The sequence below is a fragment of the Clostridium septicum genome, assembly GCF_003606265.1.
Taxonomy (GTDB): domain Bacteria; phylum Bacillota; class Clostridia; order Clostridiales; family Clostridiaceae; genus Clostridium; species Clostridium septicum.
In genome coordinates, this window is the sequence record NZ_CP023671.1 from 459,208 (window position 1) to 484,990 (window position 25,783).

General features: G+C 27.6%; 22 protein-coding genes, 2 riboswitches and 1 other annotated feature. Of the genes, 12 read left to right on the forward strand and 10 right to left on the reverse strand.

All coding sequences use genetic code 11. The features are described from left to right. Nucleotides 1–92: 92 nt before the first annotated feature. Nucleotides 93–1,784, reverse strand: coding sequence for an arginine--tRNA ligase (argS, locus tag CP523_RS01995; protein ID WP_066678254.1), 1,692 nt, complete (start codon nt 1,782–1,784; stop codon nt 93–95). Between the two features lie 54 nt (nt 1,785–1,838). Further along, nucleotides 1,839–2,045, reverse strand: a binding site (T-box leader). Nucleotides 2,046–2,236: 191 nt separating this feature from the next. On the opposite strand from argS, the gene CP523_RS02000 reads away from it, so the two are divergent. Continuing rightward, a complete protein-coding gene (locus CP523_RS02000; RefSeq protein WP_066678252.1) occupies nt 2,237–3,745 on the forward strand; it encodes a Ppx/GppA phosphatase family protein in 1,509 nt (502 codons plus the stop codon). 206 nt (nt 3,746–3,951) lie between these two features. Here CP523_RS02000 and CP523_RS02005 read toward each other — a convergent pair whose 3' ends face one another. Beyond that, nucleotides 3,952–4,593 (reverse strand): site-2 protease family protein, encoded by a 642-nt coding sequence (locus tag CP523_RS02005; protein WP_066678896.1) that lies wholly within the window; start codon nt 4,591–4,593, stop codon nt 3,952–3,954. 121 nt (nt 4,594–4,714) lie between these two features. Next, a complete protein-coding gene (locus CP523_RS02010; RefSeq protein WP_066678894.1) occupies nt 4,715–6,151 on the reverse strand; it encodes an LCP family protein in 1,437 nt (478 codons plus the stop codon). A gap of 250 nt (nt 6,152–6,401) precedes the next feature. Between CP523_RS02010 and CP523_RS02015 the strand changes: the two genes are divergently transcribed. The 3 genes from CP523_RS02015 to CP523_RS02025 all read left to right on the forward strand — a co-directional run bounded on the left by CP523_RS02015 (nt 6,402) and on the right by CP523_RS02025 (nt 9,240). Next, nucleotides 6,402–7,382: a biotin--[acetyl-CoA-carboxylase] ligase gene (locus CP523_RS02015; RefSeq protein ID WP_066678892.1), complete on the forward strand. Its 981-nt coding sequence runs from the start codon at nt 6,402–6,404 to the stop codon at nt 7,380–7,382. Between the two features lie 250 nt (nt 7,383–7,632). Continuing rightward, nucleotides 7,633–8,538 carry an arginase gene (gene rocF, locus CP523_RS02020; RefSeq protein WP_066678890.1) on the forward strand — a complete coding sequence of 302 codons (906 nt, stop codon included), beginning with the start codon at nt 7,633–7,635 and terminating at the stop codon, nt 8,536–8,538. A 72-nt stretch (nt 8,539–8,610) separates the two neighbouring features. Then, nucleotides 8,611–9,240: a 3'-5' exonuclease gene (locus tag CP523_RS02025; RefSeq protein WP_066678885.1), complete on the forward strand. Its 630-nt coding sequence runs from the start codon at nt 8,611–8,613 to the stop codon at nt 9,238–9,240. 62 nt (nt 9,241–9,302) lie between these two features. On the opposite strand, the gene pflA is transcribed toward CP523_RS02025, so the two are convergent. The 3 genes from pflA to CP523_RS02040 form a co-directional block, all read right to left on the reverse strand. Continuing rightward, nucleotides 9,303–10,007: a pyruvate formate-lyase-activating protein gene (pflA, locus tag CP523_RS02030; RefSeq protein ID WP_066678883.1), complete on the reverse strand. Its 705-nt coding sequence runs from the start codon at nt 10,005–10,007 to the stop codon at nt 9,303–9,305. A gap of 141 nt (nt 10,008–10,148) precedes the next feature. Further along, on the reverse strand, nt 10,149–12,377 hold the full coding sequence (gene pflB, locus CP523_RS02035) for a formate C-acetyltransferase (RefSeq protein ID WP_066678881.1): 2,229 nt from the start codon (nt 12,375–12,377) through the stop codon (nt 10,149–10,151). Between the two features lie 169 nt (nt 12,378–12,546). Further along, on the reverse strand, nt 12,547–13,644 hold the full coding sequence (locus CP523_RS02040) for a GNAT family N-acetyltransferase (RefSeq protein WP_066678879.1): 1,098 nt from the start codon (nt 13,642–13,644) through the stop codon (nt 12,547–12,549). A 456-nt stretch (nt 13,645–14,100) separates the two neighbouring features. Here CP523_RS02040 and CP523_RS02045 point away from each other — a divergent pair, with 456 nt between their 5' ends. Genes CP523_RS02045 through CP523_RS02065 form a run of 5 tightly spaced genes read left to right on the forward strand, consistent with a single transcriptional unit; the run spans nt 14,101 to nt 18,419 of the window. After that, nucleotides 14,101–14,640, forward strand: coding sequence for a helix-turn-helix domain-containing protein (locus CP523_RS02045; RefSeq protein WP_066678874.1), 540 nt, complete (start codon nt 14,101–14,103; stop codon nt 14,638–14,640). Nucleotides 14,641–14,662: 22 nt separating this feature from the next. Next, nucleotides 14,663–15,712, forward strand: a complete 1,050-nt coding sequence (gene potA / locus CP523_RS02050; protein WP_066678872.1) for a spermidine/putrescine ABC transporter ATP-binding protein — start codon at nt 14,663–14,665, stop codon at nt 15,710–15,712. Then, nucleotides 15,705–16,556 (forward strand): ABC transporter permease, encoded by an 852-nt coding sequence (locus CP523_RS02055; protein WP_066678898.1) that lies wholly within the window; start codon nt 15,705–15,707, stop codon nt 16,554–16,556. Before potA ends, CP523_RS02055 begins: the two co-directional genes overlap by 8 nt. Next, complete coding sequence (locus CP523_RS02060; RefSeq protein WP_066678871.1) at nt 16,550–17,362, forward strand: ABC transporter permease; 813 nt, start codon at nt 16,550–16,552, stop codon at nt 17,360–17,362. The genes CP523_RS02055 and CP523_RS02060 overlap by 7 nt, the downstream gene beginning before the upstream one ends. After that, the gene (locus CP523_RS02065; RefSeq protein WP_066678869.1) at nt 17,349–18,419 is read left to right on the forward strand and encodes an ABC transporter substrate-binding protein; all 1,071 of its coding nucleotides are present in this window, start codon (nt 17,349–17,351) and stop codon (nt 18,417–18,419) included. Before CP523_RS02060 ends, CP523_RS02065 begins: the two co-directional genes overlap by 14 nt. Before the next feature lie 48 nt (nt 18,420–18,467). On the opposite strand, the gene ndk is transcribed toward CP523_RS02065, so the two are convergent. After that, nucleotides 18,468–18,878 carry a nucleoside-diphosphate kinase gene (gene ndk, locus CP523_RS02070; RefSeq protein ID WP_066678867.1) on the reverse strand — a complete coding sequence of 137 codons (411 nt, stop codon included), beginning with the start codon at nt 18,876–18,878 and terminating at the stop codon, nt 18,468–18,470. A gap of 132 nt (nt 18,879–19,010) precedes the next feature. On the opposite strand from ndk, the gene CP523_RS02075 reads away from it, so the two are divergent. Then, complete coding sequence (locus tag CP523_RS02075) at nt 19,011–19,280, forward strand: acylphosphatase (RefSeq protein ID WP_120140454.1); 270 nt, start codon at nt 19,011–19,013, stop codon at nt 19,278–19,280. Nucleotides 19,281–19,337: 57 nt separating this feature from the next. Here the strand turns inward: CP523_RS02075 and CP523_RS02080 are convergent, their stop codons facing one another. Then, nucleotides 19,338–20,711 carry an alanine/glycine:cation symporter family protein gene (locus CP523_RS02080; protein ID WP_120140455.1) on the reverse strand — a complete coding sequence of 458 codons (1,374 nt, stop codon included), beginning with the start codon at nt 20,709–20,711 and terminating at the stop codon, nt 19,338–19,340. Nucleotides 20,712–20,794: 83 nt separating this feature from the next. Next, nucleotides 20,795–20,876, reverse strand: a riboswitch (glycine riboswitch). 2 nt (nt 20,877–20,878) lie between these two features. After that, a riboswitch (glycine riboswitch) is annotated at nt 20,879–20,955 on the reverse strand. A gap of 156 nt (nt 20,956–21,111) precedes the next feature. On the opposite strand from CP523_RS02080, the gene CP523_RS02085 reads away from it, so the two are divergent. Both CP523_RS02085 and CP523_RS02090 read left to right on the forward strand, forming a co-directional pair. Beyond that, entirely contained in the window at nt 21,112–21,324 is a 213-nt protein-coding gene (locus CP523_RS02085; RefSeq protein WP_120140456.1) for a hypothetical protein, read from the forward strand. A 156-nt stretch (nt 21,325–21,480) separates the two neighbouring features. Then, nucleotides 21,481–22,281: a Cof-type HAD-IIB family hydrolase gene (locus CP523_RS02090; protein ID WP_120140457.1), complete on the forward strand. Its 801-nt coding sequence runs from the start codon at nt 21,481–21,483 to the stop codon at nt 22,279–22,281. A 16-nt stretch (nt 22,282–22,297) separates the two neighbouring features. Here the strand turns inward: CP523_RS02090 and CP523_RS02095 are convergent, their stop codons facing one another. Continuing rightward, complete coding sequence (locus CP523_RS02095) at nt 22,298–23,257, reverse strand: D-2-hydroxyacid dehydrogenase (RefSeq protein WP_066674081.1); 960 nt, start codon at nt 23,255–23,257, stop codon at nt 22,298–22,300. Between the two features lie 163 nt (nt 23,258–23,420). Further along, nucleotides 23,421–25,574, reverse strand: coding sequence for a YhgE/Pip domain-containing protein (locus CP523_RS02100; RefSeq protein ID WP_066674080.1), 2,154 nt, complete (start codon nt 25,572–25,574; stop codon nt 23,421–23,423). Nucleotides 25,575–25,783 lie beyond the last annotated feature (209 nt).

Consider the following 25,783-nt stretch of genomic DNA (forward strand, 5'->3'; position numbering starts at 1 on the left):
ATTTTATATTTGATTATATCATAAACTAATGTTTTAGTCTTGTTATTATTAAATTTTTATACTATAAAAGGGATGTTATACACCCCTTTTTGTTACATCTTTTCCACTACTTCTATTCCTAATAGAGCTAATGCATTTTTTATTACTTGACAACTAGCTTCTACTAACTTCAATCTAGCTTCTTTTAATGTTTCATCTTCTAAATTTAATACAGAATGTGCATTATAGAATTTATTAAATGCCTTTGCAACATCTATAACATATCTAGTAACAACTGAAGGTTCTAACTTTTCTACTGATAAATGAATTTGTTTATTGAAGTTTTCTAAAGTCTTAACTAATTCAAACTCTTCCTTTGAAATAAGCTTAGAATAATCTGCTACCCCTTTAAGCTCTCCAGCTCTTTGTAATATGCTGTTAGCTCTTGCATATGAATATTGAACATATGGTCCTGTTTCCCCTTCAAATGAAAGCATTTCTTTCCAGTCAAAAACTATATCCTTTTCTCTTGAATTTTTTAAATAAGTAAACACTAAAGCTCCAACACCTATTTTCTTAGCTACTTCTTCTTTATTTTCAAGATTAGGATTTTTTTCATTTATTACTTCTAATGTCTTATCTACTGACTCTCTTATTAAATCATCTAATAAAACTATTTCACCTTTTCTAGTTGAAAGTTTTCTATCTGCAAATTTAACTAATCCAAATCCTACATGAACGCAATCCTTTGCCCACTCATGTCCTGCAAGCTCTAAAACCTTAAATACTTGCTTAAAATGTAACGCTTGTGGTGTTCCAACTACATATACACACTTATCAAAATCATATGTTTTCTTCCTATACATAGCTGCTGCTAAATCTCTAGTTGCATATATTGAAGCACCATCAGCTTTTAAAACTATACATGGAGGCATATTATACTCATCAAGCATTACAACTTGAGCTCCGTTACTTTCAACTAATAGTCTCTTTTCTCTTAATTCATTAACTACAACATCCATTTTATCATTATAGAATGCTTCTCCAGCATATGAATCAAATTTAACATTAAATATATCGTAAACTCTAGCAAATTCTTTTAAGCTTAAATCTCTAAATCTCTTCCATAAAGCTTCTGCTTCTTTATCTCCATCTTCTAAAGCCTTAAAATAAGCTCTTCCTTCATCCTCTAACTCTGGGTTCTTTTCTGCTTCATCATGGAATTTAACGTATATTCTAAGTAATTCGTTTATTGCATTTTCTTCTAACGCTTCTTCATTTCCCCATCTTTTATAAGCAGATATAAGCTTACCAAATTGTGTGCCCCAGTCTCCTAAATGATTAATACCTTCTACAGTATATCCTTCTTTTTTAAATAGTTTATATAAAGAATTACCTATAGCTGTAGTAAATAGATGACCTACATGGAAAGGCTTTGCTATGTTAGGTGATGAATATTCAACACAAACAGTTTTTCCTTCTCCAATATTTGATGAACCGTAGTCATCTCCTTCTTCTAATACTTTTTCTATTGTATTTTTTGTAAATATACTTTTATCTGCAAAAAAGTTTATGTATGGTCCTAAATTTGTTATATTTTCAAACCCTTCTTTATCTAATTTAGAACTTAGCTCTTCAGCTATCATATTAGGAGCTTTTCTAAAAGCCTTTGCCAATTGAAAACATGGGAATGCATAATCTCCCATTTCAGGTTTTGGTGGTATTTCTAAAAGTTTTTCTATTGTTTCAATATCCATATCAACATGTTGCTTTATCACTTCTGCAACTTTCTTTTTATAATCCATTTTTATTCCTCCCAGTATCTATACTTTTAATAAAAAAATCCGTCTCTTATATATATAAGAGACGGATCTACATCCGCGGTACCACTCTAATTGCATTAAAAAATGCCACTTAACGCTTTAACGCAGCTACTACGATTTATCCTACTTAATTTCAGTAAATGTCTCCAAGGCTCTCTTCTTATAATTTATCTTATAGAGCTTACACCATCCCCTACTCGCTTAAAGCATCAATTATAATACTCTTCTCTTCTTCGACTATTTTTTAATTTAACTTAATAAGCTTATTATACATAATTATAACTTTTATTGTCAACCAATAAAGATACATATAATTACTATAATTATAAATTTAATATATATTTTTCATTTATCTCTTGAATAAAAAAAAAAATGATATAATATTTAATTATGGGTCTTTCCCAAAGTAATATTATTTATAATAAGGAGTTCTTATGAATAGAGTTGGTGTTATTGATATTGGTCCAAGTTCTGTAAGGTTAATGTTAACAGAAGTTGAAGAAGGCGGATATTTTAAAATTATAGATGAACTTAAAACCTCTATAAGATTATGCGATGATTTAGTTAATGATTGTTCAATATGTAAGGATAAAATTAATTCAATCATTTCTACTCTTCGCTCTTATAAATCATTATGTACTATATCTGGAGTTACTAAAATTTTTGCTGTTGCTACTGAATCCTTTAGAACTGCAGACAACAAGGATTTACTAATATCTCTTATAAAAAAAGAATTAGATATTGAGGTTAATGTTCTTAGTTGCAAAGATGAGATATATCTAAATTATCTTGGGGTAACTAAAAGTATCTATGTTGAAAATTCTTTAATGGTAGAAGTTGCAGGCACAGCAACCCATATAGCCTGGATAAAAGATCATAAAATAATAAGAAGTTCCACTTTACCTTTTGGTAGTGTAAACTTAACATTTAAACACAACTTAAATGACAGAGTTTTACCAAATAGTATAGATAATGCACTTAATATTATAAAATCTAGTTTAAATGCAATTGAATGGTTTAAAGAAGCTAAATTTGATTCTGTAATAGGCGTTGCTGAAATAGTTAGAAATTTAGGTAAAATTGATAGGGTAAGAAAACGCTACCCTTTTGATATCCCTCACAACTATGAATTAACAGATATAGATGTGCAAGAAATCTTTAATATAGTAAAATCAAAAGATTTTAAACAAAGACAAAAAATTGAAGGTCTTGATTTTGAATTAGCTGACATTATTGTTGGTGGTACAGCTATATTTTGTTCTATAGTAAAAATTGCCAATGCAAGTAATGTAATAATTTCAGGACGTGGCTTAAGAGAAGGTATAATGTATGATTATTTAGAAAAAACTTATAATCTAGATAACGATATTTTAGATTATAGTATTAATGGTATATTAGATACATTAAACATTAATAAATGTCATGCTAAACATGTTTTTGATATTACATCAAAACTTTTTGATTCACTAAGACCACTTCATAATTTAGGAGAAAAATATTACCACATAGTAAAAACTGCTTCTATGCTACATGATTGTGGTATTAGTATAAATTACTATGATCACCATAAACATTCTTTTTATGTAATATTACACTCTTATATAAATGGCTTAAGCCATAAAGAGCTTTTAATGAGTGCTGCAATTGCTGCATCTCATAGATTTAATAGCTATAAACTTCCATTACCACCTTTTGCAACTATTATAAATCAACTTGATTTAAAATGTATAGCTCAAATAGGAGTACTTCTAAAAATTTCTGAAGGCCTTGATAGAAGCTTGGTTGGTGCTATTAAAGATATAAATGTTGAATTTGACTCTAATGAAGTTAAATTAACTGTATGGTCTGACATAGATGTTGAACTTGAAATACGTCAAGCTCTAAGGGCATCTAGCAGATTTAAAGAAGTATATAATAGAGATCTTATTATAATAAAAGGTTAATAAACAAAAATGGGCTATCTTAAAATAACTATTCCTAGAAAATATAGCTTGTACTTTAAGAAAAATAAATTATATAAGTAGATATAACAAAAGCACATGGTAAGAACGTTTAATCTTACTATGTGCTTTTTGGTTTGGAAAATATCAAAAATAATTAGCAAATTATAATTTTGATACAGCTCCTTTTTTATGTTCAATTATAAATTCTATAAAAATATTCCTACAACACTAAATGCTATTTTTGTAAATAAATTAAATATTAGACTTGAAGGAATTGATATTAATTTACTACCAATTAATAAAACACCCATTAATATAAGAATTTGATACTGATAAATTGTATCTGCAACTTTATAAAATGTTTTAGGCCATAAATCTCTTAATATGTCAAATCCTGCAAGTCCTGGAAGAGGTATTAAATTAAAAACAAATAGATTCACATTTATTACAGCTATGTAAAGTAACATTGATAAACCAGTTAGGTAAAAATTGGTCGGCAATGACTTAGCTAACGCTGCCCAAAAAGCATATATAAATGTAAAAATTAAACCTATAATTAAATTTCCAAGTGGTGCTGCTATACTTACCTTTATAGCATCCTTATATCCTCTTTTATATGCATTAGGATTTGTATCAACAGGTTTAGTCCATCCAAAATGAACTAATAAAATCATAATAAATCCTATTGGATCTATATGTGCTGCCGGATTTAAAGTTAATCTTCCTTGAAATCTTGGTGTTTTATCTCCAAGCTTATCAGCTACTAAAGCTCTAGAATACCCTTGAACTGTAAAAGCTACTAATATAGCTGGAACAGTTAAAATAATATTTAATAAATAATTTCTCATTTCATCACTCCTAATGATTATGTTTATTAAAGATTATAACATATATGTATAATTAAATGTTATATGTTTACAGTATTTTAAAGAAAAAACCCCTCATATGAGGAGTTATAAAAATTCATTTTTATCTATTTACTTTTGTTACAGCATTTCTACTATTTTCTACTCCACTTGATGATGGTTTTTCATTTTCTGATACTGATGGATTTTCTTCTGTTGTTGGTGGAGTTATTTGTGGTTTATTACCCTCTGTTGTTGGTGGAGTTATTTGTGGTTTATTACCTTCTGTTGTTGGTGGTTTTTCTGATGGTTTTTCTTGTTCTGTTACTGGTGGATTTTTATCAGTGTTATTTCCTGAATCAGTATTTGTATTTGTATTTGTTTCTGGTTTTGGTTCTCTAATTAAAGGTAAATCATCATCTAAATTTTTATCATTATTTTCTTCAGATACAGTTCCATATAATGACGTGTACCTTTCATGTTCTGCATCATAAGTTGATTTTAAGCTTTCTATTGCATAATAATCATATTCTTTTGAATCAGGAAGCTTATTTTCAAATATAAAATCATGTAAAACTTTTGAGTTTTGTTCTTTATCAATAAGTAATACCCAACCTAAATTTTTAAATTCTCCATCTCTAACTATAAGTTCTGTTTGAGGCATTTGAAGTTGTTCTATCTTAAGATCTGGTAATTTATAAATAGTGTATGCTAAGTCTAAAGCTTCAGGTATATCTATATTAGTATTTACATGTTTTGCTATACTATTTGCTATACTAACATATCTTAAAGGACTAACATCTTTTAATTTTGTTGCAATTTGTGTTAAAACTTTTCTTTGTCTTTCTGTTCTTTCATAACTACCATTTCCTACTTTTCTAATTCTAGAATATGAAAGGGCTTGTGCTCCATTTAATTTTTGAACACCTGTTTTTTCTATTAATGCAGACTCTGTTTCTGTAGTCTCTCCTATATAGTTGTTTAATTCTTCTATTTCATAATCTTTTATATCTGCTTCTATTCCACCTATTTCATCTATTATAGATTCGAATCCCCAGAAGTTAACAATTATATATTTTTTAAGATCTATTTTAAAAGTTTCTCTTATAGTTTCTATTAAAAGCTTAGCTCCACCTTGAGCTCCACCTTCTACAGCTCCTACAGCAAATGCTGCATTTATTTTCCCTTCACCATATCCCGGTATATTAACTAAAGTATCTCTCATTATAGATGTTAATTTTATAACTTTATTATTATTATCTAAAGTGGCAATCATAATGGTATCTGATCTAGCTGCCTCATCTAATGTTCTTCCATCTGTTCCAATTAATAATACATTTGTTACCCCATCGACTTCTTTATAATCAGTTCCCGCTGTTGGCTCTGGAGTATATTTTGTATAAACTTGATTTCTAAGTTTATAATAATATCCAACTACAGTAGCTGAAAGTATGGCTATTACTGCAATTATGCTTAATAATATAATTAATGATTTTTTTTTCTTACTCGTCTTTTTCTTATTAGTATTTTTCATTTCACTGCTTGTATTATTTTCACTCATATTAATGCCTCCTTATCCCCATTATATTATATATCCTATTCACTTCCTTTTACAACAACATCGTCTTAATTTTAACATTTTATTTTGTCAAAATTATTACAAATAAATAAATTTTTATTTATTTATGGATTTTATATTAGTATTAGTACTTTTATATTTTACTATTCTACTAATTTATCTTATTCATTATATATAACTTTCTTTTACTGTGATATAATCTATCATAATAAAATTTATGAGGTGGACTAAATTGAAAGAAAAAGTTTTGATGCTTTTAAAAAACAGCTCTGATTTTCTCTCTGGTGAAAAAATAAGTAATAAACTTGGTATAACTAGAGCTTCTGTATGGAAACATATAAATGTGTTAAAAAAAGAAGGTTATATTATAGAAGGTATTTCAAATAAAGGATATAGACTTATATCCTCTTACGATATTTTAAATCCTTTAGAAATAAAAGAAAAACTTCAAACAAAATATATAGGAAAAGATATTAAATATTTTGAAACTATAGATTCAACAAACATTATGGCAAAAAAATTAGCTAATAACGATGCTATAGATGGTACTTTAATAATTAGCGAAGTTCAATCTTTTGGTAGAGGCCGTCTTAATAGACAATGGATTTCTCCTAAAGGCGGAATTTGGGCATCATTAATTTTAAAGCCTAATTTAGAGCCTATTCAAGCCCCTAAAATAACATTAATTGCAGCTGCTGCATTAATACTTACTTTTAAAAAATATAATTTAGATGTAAAGGTTAAATGGCCTAACGATATACTCTTAAAAAACAAAAAAATTAGTGGAATTTTAACTGAAATGAATTGTGATATGGATAGAATAAACTATATTATTTTAGGATTTGGAATAAATGTTAACTTAAAAGAAGATACTATACCTAAAGATCTTAGAAACAAAGCTACCTCTCTTCTACTTTCTACTGGAAAAACTTTTAGTAGAATTGATTTACTTTGTAAGTTCTTAAAAGAATTTGAAAAACTTTACCATGAATTATTAAATGAAAATCATGCAGATACTTCAATATCTATTTGCAAAGAAAATTCTATTCTTATAGGAAAAGATATTATAATTTCTTCATTAAATTTAAATGAAAAAGTTAAATGCATTGATTTAACTAAAGATGGTTCTCTTTTAGTTCAAAACTCTTCTGGAAAAATAAAAAAGGTTTTTTCTGGAGAAATATCTCTTTTTGAAAATTACGCTAATACTTAAAAAAATACCAAAATAGACATTTAATATAAAAAGCTATAATAATTTATAGCTTTTTATATTTTTAATATTATACTTCCATACTTATAAATTGCTACTTAAAATACATCTTGTTCAATACTATATTTTTATCCTTTGTAAATACTACAAATATAAATTAAAAATTTTTTAAAAATTTATATTTACTTATTTTAGATAAGCTATTAATATATATATGTTGTCGAAATATAATACCCGTTTGGAGGTTTGTTTTATGAATATTAGTATTATTGAAATGCCATTATTTTATGGATGTGATAATCCTGGAGTAGAAAATGGCCCTAAAATTTTAAGAGAGAACAACCTTCTAGATATTTTTAAAAAAAGCCACACTGTCTGTGATATGGGTGAAGTAAGCATTAAGCACATTGATCCTAGTTGTAAATACACAGCAAATGACAAAATGAAGTATTTAGATGAAGTTGTGAGATCAAATGTTGAATTAGCAAATAAAGTTTATGAATCATTAAAAAACAACTCATTACCTATTGTAATTGGTGGAGATCACTCTCTAGCACTTGGTAGTGTAGCTGGCAGTAGTAAATACTATGGTGAAGATTTAGCAGTAGTTTGGGTAGATGCACATGGTGATATCAATACCTCTGAGACAACACCTTCTGGTAACATTCACGGAATGCCGTTATCTGGATCAATGGGATTAGGTGATGAATCCCTAATAAATTTATATACTAAAGGTAAAAAAGTTAAACCCGAAAATGTTTTTATTTTAGGTGCAAGAGATTTAGACAAAGGTGAACTTGAACTTATAAAAGAACATAAACTTAATGTGTGGGATATTAAATGCATAAAAGAAAAAGGACTAGATTTTGTTTTAAATGAGCTTTTACAAATTATTAAGGATAAAAAAATTAAAAACATTCATTTTAGTTTTGACATAGATTGTCTAGATCCATGTTATGTTCCTGGTACTGGAACTCCTGTTGAAGATGGATTAACTTTTATTGACGGTAAAAAATTAATAGAAATTATACTTGGTACAAACCTTGTAGCTTCTATAGATTTTGTGGAATTTAATCCTGCTTTAGATAAAAATAATAAAACATTAGAAACTTGCTTAGAGCTTTTAAAAATAATTTCTAATTCATTAAAAAATAACTAATAGTTTTCTATTAGTTATTTTTATATGTTATTATATAATAAGGTTATATTTTTGAAACTTTAGGAGGATGAAATGAAATTACTAATTTTTGATACTGAAACTACTAGTGTTAAACCAGGACATATATGTCAATTAAGCTATATATTAATAGATGCTTCTACTAAACCTCAAACTACTACTGGTAAGAATTTTTTCTTTACAGTAGATGAAATGGACGAAGGTGCAGAAGCTATTCATGGATTCAGTTTAGAAAAACTTTATGAGCTTTCAAATGGCCAAGAATTTTTAGATTTTGTTACTGAATTTATGCCTGATTTCTTTAATGCAGATTTTATAATAGGTCATAATGTCCAATTTGATATAAAATTTTTAAAGCATGAATTGCAACAACTTTGGGAAGCTGGAGTAATAGATACTACTTGGGAACCTAAAAATACATTCTGTACTATGGCTTACTATAAAAATATATGTAATATATTAAATCCAAATGGAAATATTAAAAATCCAAAACTTTCTGAGGTAATAGATTATTTAGGTATTACAGAAGCTCAAATAGCTTCTAAAGCAGATGAATTATTTGAAGGTAGTGGAAATTATCATGATGCTAGATTTGATACTGCTGCTACTTATTTAACTGTAATTCAAGGTATGAAAAAAAGACTTATACCATCAGGATATTTCTCAAATTTATTAAAAAAATAAACTTATTATATAAAATAAAACAGATAGATTTTTATATCTACCTGTTTTTTTTGTTTTTCTTATTAAATAAATAGTTCCTTAAATTCCTTGCATTTATCCTTATCCATTGCGGGAACACCCTCTAGTCTATATTTTAATCCTAGATTTTCATATTTATTAACTCCTAATAAATGATATGGTAATAATTCTACTTTTTCTACATTTCTCAATGTATTTACAAAATCCTTAAGCTTTAACATATACTCTAAAGAGTCCGTTTTGCCTGGTACAACTACCTGCCTTATCCAAATCTTTGTACCTAATCTTTGACATGCATCTAAGAATTTTTTAGTCTCAGCCATGTTTATACCAGTCATATCCTTATAACCTTCTTCAGTTAAATGCTTAACATCATATAATACTAAATCAGTATATTTTAGTATCTCATCATAATTACCATATCCCACACCTGATGTATCTAAGCAGGTATGTATTCCTGTTTCCTTACATAGTTTTAATGCCTCTAATAAAAATTCTGGTTGTCTTAAAGGATCTCCACCTGAAAATGTAACTCCACCTCCAGATGATTTAAAGTAATTTTTAAATCTTTCAATTTTATTTACTAATTCTTGTGGAGTATATTCTTCCCCTCCCTCTTCTTTCCATGTATCTGGATTATGGCAATAAAGACATCTTAACGCACATCCTTGCATAAACACCACAACTCTTATACCTGGTCCATCTACCAATCCCATACTTTCTATTGAATGTATTCTTCCCTTAAGCATATATTGCATCCTCCTACAAATGAAATTTTATGATTAATCACAACTAATTATTTATATAAAATAAGTACTTATCATTAATCTTCAATTTATTATTAACATTCCCCTACCTAATTAAATAGGTAGGGGAACACTTAAGATCTATTATATACTTTGATGGAATGTTCTACTTATAACTTCCATTTGTTGTTCTCTAGTTAATCTTGTAAAGTTAACTGCATATCCTGAAACTCTTATAGTTAATGTTGGATATTTATCTGGGTTTTCCATTGCATCTAATAATGTTTCTCTATTAAATACATTAACATTTAAGTGATGAGCTCCTTGAGTGAAGTATCCATCAAGAATTCCAACTAAGCTGTTTACTCTTTGTTCTTCATCTTTTCCTAAAGCATCAGGCACTATTGAGAATGTATTAGAAACACCATCTTGACAAACTGAGTTATAAGGAATCTTAGCAACTGAATTTAATGAAGCTAATGCACCATTTTCATCTCTTCCATGCATTGGGTTAGCTCCTGGAGCAAGTGGCTCTCCTAATTTTCTTCCGTCTGGAGTTGATCCTGTTTTCTTACCATAAACTACATTTGAAGTTATAGTTAAAATTGATAAAGTATGCTCTGCATTTCTGTATAATGGATGCTTCTTTAATTCATCAGAGAACTTAGTTACTAATTCTACCGCTAAATCATCAACATTATCATTATCATTTCCGTATTTAGGGAAATCTCCTTCAATTTCAAAATCAACTGCTATTCCAGCTTCATTTCTTATTGGCTTAACCTTTGCGTACTTAATAGCTGATAATGAATCTGCTGCAACTGAAAGTCCAGCTATACCAAATGCCATTAATCTACCTACTTCAGTATCATGTAAAGCCATTTGTCCTGCTTCATAAGCATATTTATCATGCATGAAGTGAATAACATTCATTGTATCTACGTATAATTTTGCAACATACTCTAAAACACCATTATAAGCATCTTTAACCTTATTAAAGTCTAAAACTTCATCAGTTATTGGTTTTAATCCTTTAATTACAGTTTTTCCTGACTTTTCATCAACTCCACCATTTATAGCATATAGTAAAGCTTTGGCTAAGTTTGCTCTAGCTCCGAAGAATTGCATTTGCTTACCAACTTGCATAGCTGATACACAACAAGCAATAGCATAATCATCACCATATATTGGTCTCATAACTTCATCATTTTCGTATTGGATTGCATCTGTCTTTATTGACATTTCAGCACAATACTTTTTGAAGTTTTCTGGTAAGTTTGGTGACCATAAAACTGTCATATTTGGTTCTGGAGCTGCTCCTAAATTAGTTAAAGTATGTAAATATCTAAAAGAGTTCTTAGTTACAAGGGCTTTTCCATTTATGCCCATACCTCCAATTGATTCTGTAACCCAAGTTGGATCTCCTGCAAATAAATCATTGTATTCTGGTGTTCTTAAGTGTCTAACTAATCTTAATTTTATAATTAGTTGATCTATTAATTCTTGAGCTTCAACTTCAGTTATAACTCCAGCTGCTAAATCTCTTTCTATATATATATCTAAGAAGTTTGCAGTTCTTCCTATTGACATTGCAGCACCATTATTTTCTTTAACAGCTGCTAAATATCCAAAGTAAAGTGCTTGTACAGCTTCTCTAGCATTTGCAGCTGGCTTTGATATATCACAACCATATTTATTTGCCATAGCTTTAATTTCACCTAAAGCTCTGATTTGCATGCTAACTTCTTCTCTTTTTCTTACTAATTCATCTAACATATCTCCTTGAAGATTATCTAGATCCTTTTGTTTTTCTTCTACTAAGAAATCTATACCATATAAAGCAACTCTTCTATAGTCACCTATTATTCTTCCTCTACCATAAGCATCTGGAAGACCTGTTAATAAACCTGCACTTCTTGCTGCTCTTGTTTCCTTAGTATAAGCATCGAAAACTCCTTGATTATGAGTTTTTCTATATGCTGAAAAATGATTTTCTATATCTTTATCTAATTCATATCCATAAGCTTCGCATGAAGTTTTAACCATTCTCATTCCGCCAAATGGATTAACTATTCTCTTTAATGGAGCATCTGTTTGTAAACCAACAATTACTTCATTATCTTTGTCAATATAACCTGCTTCAAAGTTGTCAATTCCTGATACTCTATCAGTAGCTATATCTATAATTCCTTTTTTTATTTCCTCGATAATTAAATCTCTAGACTTTCCCCAAACTCTAGATGTTTTATCTGAAATAGGAGCTAAGAAGCTTGAATCACCTTCATATAGCTTGTAGTTTTTTTGTATAAAGTTTCTAACGTCAATTTTTTCTTTCCAGCTTTCGCCTTTAAATCCTTCCCATTGTGGAAACATTTTAATTCCTCCCCTATGTCATTTTTTTAACAATTTTATTATACACGCTAATTATATTTTTGTTAATAGCATTTTTTAATATATAAGGTTTTTCTTGTAAATATATTAAATTTTAATACCCCTATATATACATTTGAACAATTTTACTTTAATTAAACTTAAAAATAAATTATTTACTTATTATTCCAAATATTTTATTTAAAGTAATGTAAACTTCTTCTCCACATACTTTATTAATAATATTCAAACAAGACTCTATGCTTCCAATAATGTTAGATGATATTACTACTTTACCATTATCTACAAAATTTGACTTAATTATTTTATCTTTCCCAAAATTTTCTAGTAATTCATTTTTAACCTCTTTTATTTCTGGAATTGATAATCCATCTATAATGTGATTTTCTAATAAAAAATAAATACCTGTTGAGAAACTTAATAAATAATCACAATTATTATAATTTAAAAATATATAATCCATCATAATTTTATTAGATATACATACCTCTTTAGTTGCTCCACCCGGAATTATTAGTATATCTTTTTCTTCGTTATCCTCATTGAAAACTTTTGATAATATACTAATGTTATATTGTAAATTACTCTTTCCTGTATATGATACTCCAGTTACTTCAAATAACTCTTCTTTTAATATTTCATTAGCTTTATTAAAAATTTTAAAAGGTATCATATACTCAATTATATCCATATTATCATAAGCTAAAACTTTAACTTTTCTTCTTTTTTTAATCCTAGAATTTAAAAACATTTCTTTAGTTACTTTATATGTGGTTTGTTCTCTAAATCTACCAAACTTTTCAAATCCAACTTTTTTAAAAGTCTTTTTAGCAGCTTTAGTTGTTATTGTATCTATTAACGACTCTCCGCAAAATTCTAAAAAATAATATTCAAGTAATAGCCTTAGTGCTTCCTCTCCATATCCATTGCCTCTATAATCTATGTGTATTTTAATGTTTATTCTAGCTACTTTAGTTGCAGAATCATAACCATGAAAACTAACTTCACCTATAGCTACATTATCTATGGTATATATTAGACAGTAAAAATTTTTTCCATCTGTAGGATACACCATTTTTTTATAAAACATATCCCATTTATCTTTTTTGAAGGAATAAACTCCTCCAATATCAGCCATTGTTTCTTTATGTCCCCATAAATATTCAACAAAAGCTAGTTCTTTAAAAGATGGCTGCTTTATATAAACACTCTTACCATTTCTTCTGTATAAGTTAACCTTATCATTCATGTAATCACCATTTACTTTTATTTTTAATTATACATAATTTAAACATACCTATAAAATATCTCATATTATCATACTTTTATCAAGGAATATACATAACTTCTTTAATGATTTAATATTTTTTTAAGAAATTTATTATTAATACTAATTTAAATCTATTTTACTTATTAGCTACAATCCTTGATTTTGCTATACTTTAATATTTTTAGAATATTTTAGACCTCTAATACTTTTTCTTAGTATTTATAAACTTTAAGTGTTGTTTTATTAAACTTTAAATACATAAAATTCATTATAACGTTAATACTATCAATGGTTATAGCCTTGAAATTTTTTTAATTATAAACAAAAAAAATCTTGATTTTTCATTTATAAATTTATATAATATCTTTGTTTGTTTAGTAATTTTAAACATAAGGTTTAGTATAATCAAAGTTTTTAAAGGTGGAAGGTGTAATTGTGCAAATAGGTGAAAAGATTCGTAGATTAAGAATCGAAAAACAGTTAACTCAAGAAGAACTTGCAAATAGATGCGAATTATCTAAAGGTTTTATTTCTCAAGTAGAAAATGATTTAACCTCTCCTTCTATTGCAACTTTAGTGGATATTCTAGAGATATTAGGAACTAACCTAACAGAATTTTTCAGTGAAGATAGCGAGGAAAGAGTTACTTATACATATGAAGATATGTTTGAAACAGATAACGAGGATTTAAAATATAAGCTAATGTGGCTTGTCCCTAACGCTCAAAAAAATGAAATGGAACCAATCATGATAACTTTAGAACCTAAGGGGCAATATATAGAAGAAGAACCTCATGAAGGAGAAGAGTTTGGTTACGTATTATCTGGAACTATAGTATTACATTTAGGCGAAAAAAAATTCAAAGTAAAAAAAGGAGAAAGTTTTTACTATAAGCCTAAAGTAAATCATTATATTTCTAATCCTCATAAAACTCCTGCTAAAGTAATTTGGATTAGTACTCCACCGTCATTTTAATTTTTAGAAAGAGGTGTTTATTTTGGAACAAAATATTATTGAACTTGAATGTATATCTAAGAAATACGGTGATAACACAGTATTAGATAATCTTTCATTAAATATCAAAAAAAATGAATTTTTAACTTTACTTGGTCCAAGTGGATGTGGAAAAACTACTACACTAAAAATTATTGCTGGATTTGAACAAGCTGATTCTGGAAAAGTCTTATTTAATGGAGAGGATATATCTACCTTACCTCCATACAAAAGGCAAGTAAACACCGTATTCCAAAAATATGCTTTATTTCCTCATATGAATGTTTATGAGAATATAGCCTTTGGTTTAACAATAAAAAAAGTTGAAAAAAATATAATTGATACGAAAGTAAAAGAAATGCTTAAACTTGTTTCTCTTGAAGGGTTTGAGAAAAGAAATATAGATTCATTAAGTGGTGGACAACAGCAAAGAGTTGCAATAGCTAGAGCTCTAGTTAATGAACCTGAAGTTCTGCTATTAGACGAGCCTTTAGGAGCATTAGATTTAAAACTTAGAAAAGAAATGCAAATAGAACTTAAAAGAATTCAACAACGACTTGGAATTACTTTTATCTTTGTAACTCACGATCAAGAAGAAGCATTAACAATGTCTGACACTATAATAGTTATGAATAAAGGTAAGATTCAACAAATGGGAAGTCCTGAAGACATTTATAATGAACCTTCTAACTCATTCGTTGCTGACTTTATAGGAGAAAGTAATATATTTGATGGAGTTATGTTAGAAGACTTTAAAGTTAAATTTTCTAATAAAATCTTTGAATGTGTTGATAATGGATTTAAGCAAAATGAATACATAGATGTTGTAATAAGACCTGAAGATATAAAAATAGTAAATTCTGATAAAGGGATGTTAACAGGAATAGTTAAATCTGTAATATTTAAGGGCGTTCATTATGAAATAGAGGTTCTAGAAGGGGATAATTTATGGATAATACATAATACTAAACATGCAGAAGTAAATTCTACAATTGGATTAGATATATATCCTGAAGATATTCACATTATGAGAAAGGTAAGAAATGATGAATAAGATAAAAAATCAAAATAATGGTTTAGAGGCCTCTCCATTTGCTATTTGGAGTGCTCTTTTCATAGTAATCCCTTTATTTATTGTACTATTTTTTGGATTTACAATAAAAACCCCTGAGGATGGATATACCTTTTCTATAGAAAATTTTACCAGACTCCTTCAACCTCAATATATAAAAGTCTTTACTAGGAGTTTATCACTTGCCCTTTCTGCTACTATAGGTTGTTTAGTTTTAGGATATCCTGTAGCTTATATTATTTCTAAAATGACACCTAGTAAAAGAAACATATTAATTATGTTATTTATTGTTCCTATGTGGATGAATTTTTTACTTAGAACTTACGCCTGGTTACCTATTTTAGGTAAGAATGGTTTTATAAATAATATATTATCTCATTTTGGAATAGGACCTTTTACGTTCCTATATAATGATGGAGCTGTTATATTGGGTATGATTTATAATTTTCTACCATTTATGGTTCTACCAATTTATACAGTACTTACAAAGATGGATCAAAATCTAATAAATGCAGCATCTGATTTAGGTGCTAATAAAAAGCAAATTTTCAGAAAAATAGTTCTTCCACTAAGTATGCCTGGTGTTATATCTGGTATTACTATGGTATTTATGCCTGCTGTTTCAACTTTTGTTATTTCTAGATTATTAGGTGGAGGCCAATATATGCTTATAGGTAATTTAATTGAACAACAATTTACTACTATGGGTGATTGGAACTTTGGTTCTTCAATATCAATTTTTATGATGATTATAATATTAATTTCTATGGCTATAATGAATAAATTTGATTCTAGTAATAAAGAAGAGGGAGGTCAATTATGGTAAAAAGATTAGAAAATTTTATTAAAAAGTTTTATTTATTTATAATTTTCTTATTTTTATATGCTCCAATATTTACTTTAATTATCTTCTCTTTTAATGACTCTAAGTCTATGGGAAAATGGTCAGGATTTACCTTAAAGTGGTATCAAGAACTTTTTAAGAATGAAAGAATATTAGAGGCACTTTTTTATACTATTATTATTGCAATAATTTCCTCTATAGTAGCTACTATAATAGGAACTTTAGCTGCAATTGGAATAAATAAATTATCAGGTCCTAAAAAGAAGTTTTTATTAAATATAAATTATCTACCAATTTTAAATCCCGATATAGTTACTGGTATAGCTTTAATGAGTTTATTTATTTTTATAAGACCTCTTACTAAGTTAGATTTTGGATTTACAACTATGTTACTAGCTCATATTACATTTAATATTCCATATGTAGTACTTGCTGTACTTCCAAAACTAAAGCAATTACCTGCAAATGTTACAGATGCAGCGTTAGATTTAGGTGCAACCCCATCTTATGCTTTAAGAAAAGTAATATTACCTCAAATTAAGCCTGGAATTTTTGCTGGTATGTTAATGGCTTTTACTATGTCAATTGATGATTTTGTAATAAGCTTCTTCACAACAGGTCCTGGAGTTACAAATCTTTCAATAGAAATTTTCTCTATGGCTAGAAGAGGTATTAAACCTGAAATTAATGCCCTTTCTACTTTAATGTTTATAACAGTTTTAATTCTATTGCTAATTGCTAATAGAAAAGATTTCACATCAAGAGGTGATAAAGTTGAAAAAACATAAGAAATTAATTTCTTTAATTATTGCTACTGTATTTTCTTCTACTTTATTTGTTAGTTGTAATAAAGATTTTAAAAGTAGTTCAAAAGATAGTAAAGTTATAAATGTTTTTAATGCTGGTGATTATATAAATCCAGATTTAATAGGAAAATTTGAATCTGAGACTGGTATTAAAGTTATATATAATACTTATGATACTAATGAAATAATGTATCAAAAAGTTAAGACTAGTCCTGGAACTTATGATCTTGTTTTCCCATCAGATTATATGGTTGAAAAAATGATTAAAGAAAACATGGCAGAAAGAATAGATTTTAACAATATTCCAAATTATAATAATATTGGTGATGATTATAAAAATCTTTCTTATGATCCAAATAATGAATACTCTATCCCTTATATGTGGGGAACTATAGGAATTATATATAATGCTGATAAAATTAAAAATCCAATAGATAGTTGGAATGATTTATGGAATCCAGCTTATAAAAATGAAATCTTTATGTTTGATTCTATAAGAGATACTTTAGCAATAGCCTTATTAAAATTAGGATATTCTCAAAACTCTGTTAATCCTAAAGAAATAGATGAGGCTAGCGAAGAATTAATTAAACAAAAACCTTTAGTTCAATCTTATGTTGTAGATGAAGTTAAAGATAAAATGATAAATGCTGAAGCAGCTATTGCAACAGTTTGGTCTGGAGATGCAGTTTATATTCAAGAAGAAGCTCCTGATTTAAATCTTAAATATGTAGTTCCTAAAGAAGGCTCTAATAAATGGTTCGATACTATGGTTATTCCTAAAAATGCTCCAAATAAAACTGGTGCTGAAGAATTTATTAACTTCTTATTAGATGCAGAAAATGCAAAAGAAAATGTAGAGTATATAGGTTATGCTACTCCTAATTTAGCTGCTTATGCTTTATTAGATGAAGAAACTCAAAAAGATGAAACTGTATATCCTAAAAAAGAAGTATTAAATAAATGTGAGATATTTAAAGATTTAGGTGATAAACTTAAACTTTATGATGATGCGTGGCTTAAAGTAAAAATAAATTAAATTATATACAAAAGGATAATAGGTACATAAAGCACCTATTATCCTTTTTTAATTTTTAAATTTAGGAAACCAAAGGTTTATTTCCCTTTTAGCACTTTCTATTGAATCAGATGCATGAACACAATTTTCTCTTCCATTAATTCCGAAAAGCTTTCTTATAGTTCCATCTCCAGCTTTTTCTGGATTAGTAGATCCATTTATCTTTCTGATTCTTGATATAGCATCTTCACCTTCTATAACCAATGCACATAAAGGACTTCTTGTTATATAGTCTATTAATCCTTCATAAAAATCTTTTTCTTTATGTTCATAATAATGTTTACTAGCTAAATCTTTTGATATACTTTCCATTTTCAAAGCAGTTATTTTCAGTCCGTCATTTTCATAAAAACTTATTATTTTCCCAATTAAATTTCTTTCTACTGCGTCAGGCTTTATTAATACTAAACTCCTCTCCATAACTTTACTTCTCCTTTTATAACAATATGTCTTTTTAATTGTATCATAATTTTCTGAATATTTTAATTCATTATTATTTATTTAAAATTTTTATGTTATAATTTTTATAAATTAATTGTGTGGAGGTTTTTTATGATACGATATTATATAACCGTAGAAGGTAGAGTTCAAGGAGTTGGTTTTAGATTCTTTTGTCAAAGTCATGCTAACCTTATGAATTTAACAGGATTTGTACATAATATGAATAATGGTATGGTAGAACTTCAAATTCAAGGTAGTAAAGAAGTTATAGATGAATTTATATCCATAGTAAAAAAGGGGAATTTTTTTATTAAAGTAAAAGATATGTATACAAAAAAAATCCCACTTATAGAAAAAGAAAAAGGATTTAAAATTATTTAAATCCTTTCTTATCTTGTTATCTATATATGAAAACTTTAACTTTTTATATTTAATTATTTATGCTATTAAACTTTCAGCTTTCATTTCTTCAAAGAACTCTTCTGTTTCTTCTATTACAACATTTCTAAGACCTATAAGCCCAATTAAATTAGGTAACGCCATTAAACCATTTACTATGTCTGCAATTATAAATATTAATTCTACTGGTAAAAATGATCCAACTGCTACAAATCCTATAAAAACAATTTTATATGGTAATATAGCTTTTACTCCCATTAAATACTCAATACATCTTTCTCCATAATAATTCCAACCAAGTATTGTAGTAAACGCAAAGAAAATAAGACCTATATTAACTATATATTTACCCACAAATGCTATTGGTAATCCTAACTCAAAAGCTGATGTTGTTAAAGCTGCCCCTTCTAAAGGACCGTTAAAAGCTCCTGTTATTACAATTACAAGTCCTGTCATTGTGCAAATTATTATTGTATCTATAAATGTTCCTGTCATTGAAATAAGTCCTTGTCTAACTGGTGATTTTGTTTTTGCTGCTGCTGCTGCAATTGGAGCACTACCAAGACCTGCTTCATTTGAAAATACTCCTCTACCAATTCCTCTTTGCATTGCAATTGAAATTGTAATACCAACAGCCCCACCTAATGCTGCTTGAGGATTAAATGCGCTTTTAATTATAATGCTAATAGCTTCTGGTATTTGAGTAAAATTAAATATTAAAACTAATAATACACTAACTATATATAAACCTGCCATAATAGGAACTACTTTTTCAGACACCTTTGATATTCTCTTTATTCCACCTAATGTTACTAAAGAAACTAATATTGTAACTACTATTGCCGTAACAACTAATGGTACTTTAAATGTTATTTGTGCTGCATCTGCAATTGATTTTACTTGTCCAAATGTTCCTATACCAAGTAAAGCAACTCCAACTCCAAATACTGCAAACATTTTAGCTAGCCAATTTAAACCTAATCCATTTTTTATATAATACATAGGTCCTCCGGCCATTTCTCCATTTTCATCTACTTCTCTATATTTTATAGCAAGAACTCCTTCTGCATATTTTGTTGCCATACCAAAGAATGCTGCTATCCACATCCAAAATAGTGCACCTGGTCCCCCAGCCTTTATTGCTGTTGCCACTCCTACTATGTTACCTGTACCAATTGTTGCTGATAATGCTGTGCAAAGTGCTCCAAAACTTGAAACATCTCCTTTTGCATTTTCATCATTCACTTCCTCATCTTTAGAAAATACATACTTTAATGCTAATGGTAATTTTAGTATTTGAAGTAACTTTAACTTATACGTTAAATATATACCTGTACCAACTAAAAGTATTAATAGCGGTGGTCCCCACACTATATTGTCAATTGATTGTAAAAATGATTGAATTTGATTCATAAAAAAATCCCCCTTAAATTAAATTTACGGAGGAGAATAGAATAACATAAAATATTATAATAAATACTTATAGTTAATCATATCCCCTGTCCTTTTACCTGAGAGTTTCAGTAAATTTTAAATTTACCTTGCTCCTTCGGTGCTCTTTTGGAGTCTCTCCAGAGGCTCGTCCAGTAACGGTCCTAATACCTGAAAGATTTGCTTCTTCGGTGGATTTTAAAAATCACTCTCCCGCTACCTTCATCCGAACATTATTAAATTATAAAGTTATTATATACACTATTTTTTTTTAATGCAACTATTTTTACATATTTTTTTGAATATAAGTATTATTTTATAAAAAACATATAAACTAAATATATTAAATCATTTACATTTAGTAATTATTAAGGAGTATTTTATGAAAATAAAAATGATTTGCAATTTAACAAATAAAGAAGAGTTTATAAATATACCTATAGATGAAAATAGACTTTTAAGTATTCAAGGTAATTTAATGAATAGAAATACTGATGGATATATATTAGGAACTGATGTAAAGTACTATGATGAAAATAATAATGAAATAAACGATATATTTTCCCTAAATAAATACCTATTAAATAAAAATTAATTTGTAATATAAAACTTTAACTTCGGCAGTTTAAACTATATTATTTCCTACTATTACATCAAAATTTATTAGTAAATTATTTATTTTATCTTTTACACATAAATTTATCCTTTTTGGTAAATTCTATTATTATATTAACAAAGAAAAGGTGATTAAATGATAAAACTTATTGCAACAGATTTAGATGGAACATTACTAGATGAAAATAGCAATGTTCCACATGAATTTAGTGATGTTTTAAAAGAAATTACAGATAGAAATATTAAATTCGTAGCAGCTTCTGGCAGACCTTACTATACACTTAAAGAGGATTTTGGTAAATTAGCAAACCACGTAACCTTTGTATCAGATAATGGAGCTATGATAGTTGAAAATGATGAAATGATTCACTGTAATATAATTGAGAAAACTCTTGTTAAAGAAGTTATTAATATATATAAAAAACTAAAAAATGCACATATAGTTCTTTGTGGAAAGGAATGTGCTTATATAGAAGATACAGACCCTAGATTTGTAGAGGAAGTGGATAACTTCTATTATAAAAAAGAAATAGTTGATAATATAGAAAATGTAGATGATGATATAGTTAAAATAACTTTTTGTGATTTTAACGATGTAGAAAAATTATCTGAAAAGTATTTTGCTAAAGAATTAGAAAATAAACTTCAAGTAGTTGTTTCAGGTAAAATATGGCTTGATATAATGGATAATAAAACAAATAAAGGTGTTGGCCTAAAAAAAATTCAAGATAAATATGCAATTACTTCTGGTGAAACTATGGTATTTGGCGATTATTATAATGATATTCCTATGTTTGAAAAAGCATTCTTTACTTATGCCATGGATAATTCTCCAGAAGAAGTTAAATTAAAGGCAAAATATACTATAGAAAGTAACTCTGACTATGGAGTAATTAAAGTACTTAAAGATAAGTATTTAAAAAATAAAGGGGCTTAATTGCCCTTTTATTTTTCTATAATTCTACTCTTCCTCTTATTTCTCCATTATAAAAAGCCCTAATATTTTCTATTATTTCTTTAAATAATCTTTCCCTTGCTTCAACACTTGCCCACGCAATATGTGGAGTTAATATTAGATTTTCCTTATTTTTAACATTTACTAAAGGATTATCTTCTTTAATAGGCTCTATTTCAAAAACATCTAAAGCCGCTCCTGCTATTATCTTTTCATCTATAGCTTTCGCTAAATCCTCTTCAACAACTATAGGACCTCTTCCCATATTAATTAATAATGCACTCTTTTTCATTTGCTTAATGGAATTATAATTCATAAGTCTATTAGTACTTTTATTTAAAGGTGCATGAATTGATATTATATCTGATTCTTTTAAAAGTTCTTCAAAGCTTACCCTTTTATACTCTGAATTATAGTTTTTTCCTGAAGTTGAGTAATATATTACCTTTACTCCAAAAGCCTCTGCTATTTTAGCAACTCTTTTTCCTATGGAGCCTAGTCCTATTATTCCCCAGGTCTTTCCTTCTAGTTCATAAAAAGGCTTCGTTAAATCTGTAAATAGACCTGATTTTGAATAATTACCTGATTTAACAAACCCATCATAATATGAAATTTTATCATATAAAGAAAGGACTGTTGCAAAAGTGTGCTGAGCAACTGTATTAGTTGAATATCCTGCTACATTTGTAACAGCTATTTTGTTTTCTTTTGCATAAACCACATCTATATTATTAAACCCTGTTGCGGTTTCACAAATTAACTCTAAATTCTTAGCATATTTTAAATTACTTTCATTTAATACAACTTTATTCGTAAGAATAATATTAGCATCTTTAATTCTTTCTATTACTTCATCTTTATTTGTAGTATCAAAATACTTAACTTCTCCAAATTCCTTAAGCTTTTCGTAATCAACGTTTCCCAAAGTTTTTCCATCTAAAACAACTATTTTTTTCATTGTACCCTCCTATATAGATAGCTTTATTTTTAATTTAATCTATAACTAATTAATATTAAATTTAACTTACTATTTTCATTATAATATTTACCATACTTATAATCTATAAAAAATTAAAAAAGCCTATTTAAATTAAATAGGCTTTCTAATTATTATCTATATTTTAGTGACCAATAAGTCCACTTTCTTTTAATTTTTCAACAAAATTTTTGCTTATCTTATTTATAGGTCCCTTTAAAAATAATCCTACAATTATTGCTAAAACAAAATAGAATAATAAAATAGACATATCTTTAATTAATATCTCAGGTACAACTCCACCTACCGCTTCTCTCATTCCTGATATAGCATAAGTAAATGGTAATAATGGATAAACCTTTTGGAAAAATGGTGTTGTTACTTCTATTGGGAAGGTTCCTCCTGATCCTGCAACTTGTATTACTAGTAATATTACTGATATAGCTTTACCTACATTTCCGAATATAGAAACTAAAGTATATACAATCATTATAAATACAACACTAATAAATACACTAATTCCTACAAAAAGTAACGGTTCTGATACATAACACTTAAGCAAGAACATATCTCCAATACTTACAATTAAAGATTGGCATATTCCTATAAATGCAAAGGTTAAATATTTTCCAAAATATTTCTCATGTGGCTTTAAATGAACTCCTTCTTCAAAATCATGAGCATCTGTTGTTAATAATGATACTAATATTAAAGCACCTACCCATAAAGAAAGTGTTGAATAAAATGGTGACATTGCTGATCCATAATTAGGTATAGGGAATAATATATTCTCGTCTATTTTTACTGGACTAGCTAAGAAACTACTAGTTGATTTCCAATCATTTTTAAGCATATCTAATAGTTCCACTACCTTCTCATCATCATTTAATCCTGATAGTCTATCTGCTATACTAGCTATTTTTGACTTTATGTTAGGCATATCATTTTTTAACTTTTCAAGTTCATTTTTTCCAAGATCTACACCTGAATCTAACTTATTTAATAAATCTTTAAATTGAGGCATTGATTCTTTAGCTTCACCTACTAATACTAAAGTATTATCTACTATTGAATTCATTTGATCTATAGCTTTATTTAATTGTGGAAGGTATTCTGAATCATATTTATCTATAATATTACTAATTATAGATTTATTATCAGATATAAGATCCTTTAAATCTTGAAGTTTAGTCTTGTCAATTGAGTCTGAATTAGAAACTGATTCCTTAACTGAATTTATCGCACCTATTAAGTCATCTAATTTAGAGCTTACACTCTTTAACTCTTCAACTAATCCCTTAACTTGAGGATTAAATTTACCTAAGGGCTCTAGTTTTTTAATCATTTCATTAGTCCTTACTTTAATTTCAGATACTTTAACTGTAATGTTATCTAAAACCTTAATTATGCTATCTTTATCTACATTTACATTTAAAATACTATCAACAAGACCTTCTAATGAAGTTAATGTATTATTAGCTACCTGTAAATCTTGCTTTAAGATAGGAGCTATTTCATTTATACCATCTCTTGTTTTTTGTAAAGCATTTATACCATTTTCTAAAAGATTTGTACTGGTATCTAAAGTATCTTCCATCATAGGTAAATTATTCTTTATTTTTTTTACAAGTTCTTCTGCTGTTATAGTACCATCATAAGCCTGATTAATTATATTCTCTATTTGTGGCATCTGCTTATTTAACTCAATAATACTATCTGTAAATTTTATAATTTTAGGTTTTATCTCTTCTATTTCTATTCCAGTCTCATTTAAAACCTTAAATATAATTCCATTTACAGTTTCCACTATAGTGCTATCTACTTGAGTTTTTATAGTGTTTACACCCTTATCTGTAATTTTAGGTGCTATAGCATTACTCTTTTGATTAACTTTATAAATAAGCTCAGGTCTTTCAATATTTTTAGATACTATTGAAAGAGTTTTCTTTGTAAAATCTTCTGGAATTATTATTGTAGCATAGTATTTACCTTTTCTTACAGAATCAATTCCTTCCTCTTCATTTACAAACTGCCATCCTAGGTTGTCATTATCTTTTAATTTATGTACTAACTCTTCTCCAACATTTATGGTCTTTTCACCAAAACTATCCCCTAAGTCTTGATTTACTATACCAACTTTTATACCTTTCGTATTACCATAAGGATCCCATCCAGCCTTAATATTAAACCAAGCATACAATGCTGGTAATATCATAAGTCCTGCTATTATTATTAAGGCAACCCAATTTGTAGCTATACTTTTTAAATCCCTCTTGAATATCTTAAATATATTCTTCATAAATTGCGCCTCCATTTCTTTCAATAAACCACATTATTATATTGTCCCTAGATTTAAAATAATATTTAGCACATAACAGCAAAACTAAAGTAGAGGTTAAAATTACATCTACTTTTAATTTTATATTAAATATTGTTATATTTTATTCTCATACTCTACATTTTTCAATAGCTTTACTATTTTTTTATAACTAAAACATATGATAACGA

What these genes read in the sequence shown, in the direction of transcription:
- CP523_RS02000 (WP_066678252.1), top strand. Translation starts at nt 2,237, where the DNA reads ATGAATAGAGTTGGTGTTATTGATATTGGTCCAAGTTCTGTAAGGTTA.
- CP523_RS02085 (WP_120140456.1), top strand. Translation starts at nt 21,112, where the DNA reads ATGAAAATAAAAATGATTTGCAATTTAACAAATAAAGAAGAGTTTATA.
- ndk (WP_066678867.1), bottom strand. Translation starts at nt 18,878, where the DNA reads ATGGAGAGGAGTTTAGTATTAATAAAGCCTGACGCAGTAGAAAGAAAT.
- pflB (WP_066678881.1), bottom strand. Translation starts at nt 12,377, where the DNA reads ATGTTTCCACAATGGGAAGGATTTAAAGGCGAAAGCTGGAAAGAAAAA.
- pflA (WP_066678883.1), bottom strand. Translation starts at nt 10,007, where the DNA reads ATGCTTAAGGGAAGAATACATTCAATAGAAAGTATGGGATTGGTAGAT.
- CP523_RS02010 (WP_066678894.1), bottom strand. Translation starts at nt 6,151, where the DNA reads ATGAGTGAAAATAATACAAGCAGTGAAATGAAAAATACTAATAAGAAA.
- argS (WP_066678254.1), bottom strand. Translation starts at nt 1,784, where the DNA reads ATGGATTATAAAAAGAAAGTTGCAGAAGTGATAAAGCAACATGTTGAT.
- CP523_RS02100 (WP_066674080.1), bottom strand. Translation starts at nt 25,574, where the DNA reads ATGAAGAATATATTTAAGATATTCAAGAGGGATTTAAAAAGTATAGCT.
- CP523_RS02025 (WP_066678885.1), top strand. Translation starts at nt 8,611, where the DNA reads ATGAAATTACTAATTTTTGATACTGAAACTACTAGTGTTAAACCAGGA.
- CP523_RS02005 (WP_066678896.1), bottom strand. Translation starts at nt 4,593, where the DNA reads ATGAGAAATTATTTATTAAATATTATTTTAACTGTTCCAGCTATATTA.
- rocF (WP_066678890.1), top strand. Translation starts at nt 7,633, where the DNA reads ATGAATATTAGTATTATTGAAATGCCATTATTTTATGGATGTGATAAT.
- CP523_RS02060 (WP_066678871.1), top strand. Translation starts at nt 16,550, where the DNA reads ATGGTAAAAAGATTAGAAAATTTTATTAAAAAGTTTTATTTATTTATA.
- CP523_RS02055 (WP_066678898.1), top strand. Translation starts at nt 15,705, where the DNA reads ATGAATAAGATAAAAAATCAAAATAATGGTTTAGAGGCCTCTCCATTT.
- CP523_RS02075 (WP_120140454.1), top strand. Translation starts at nt 19,011, where the DNA reads ATGATACGATATTATATAACCGTAGAAGGTAGAGTTCAAGGAGTTGGT.
- CP523_RS02095 (WP_066674081.1), bottom strand. Translation starts at nt 23,257, where the DNA reads ATGAAAAAAATAGTTGTTTTAGATGGAAAAACTTTGGGAAACGTTGAT.
- CP523_RS02090 (WP_120140457.1), top strand. Translation starts at nt 21,481, where the DNA reads ATGATAAAACTTATTGCAACAGATTTAGATGGAACATTACTAGATGAA.
- CP523_RS02080 (WP_120140455.1), bottom strand. Translation starts at nt 20,711, where the DNA reads ATGAATCAAATTCAATCATTTTTACAATCAATTGACAATATAGTGTGG.
- CP523_RS02040 (WP_066678879.1), bottom strand. Translation starts at nt 13,644, where the DNA reads ATGAATGATAAGGTTAACTTATACAGAAGAAATGGTAAGAGTGTTTAT.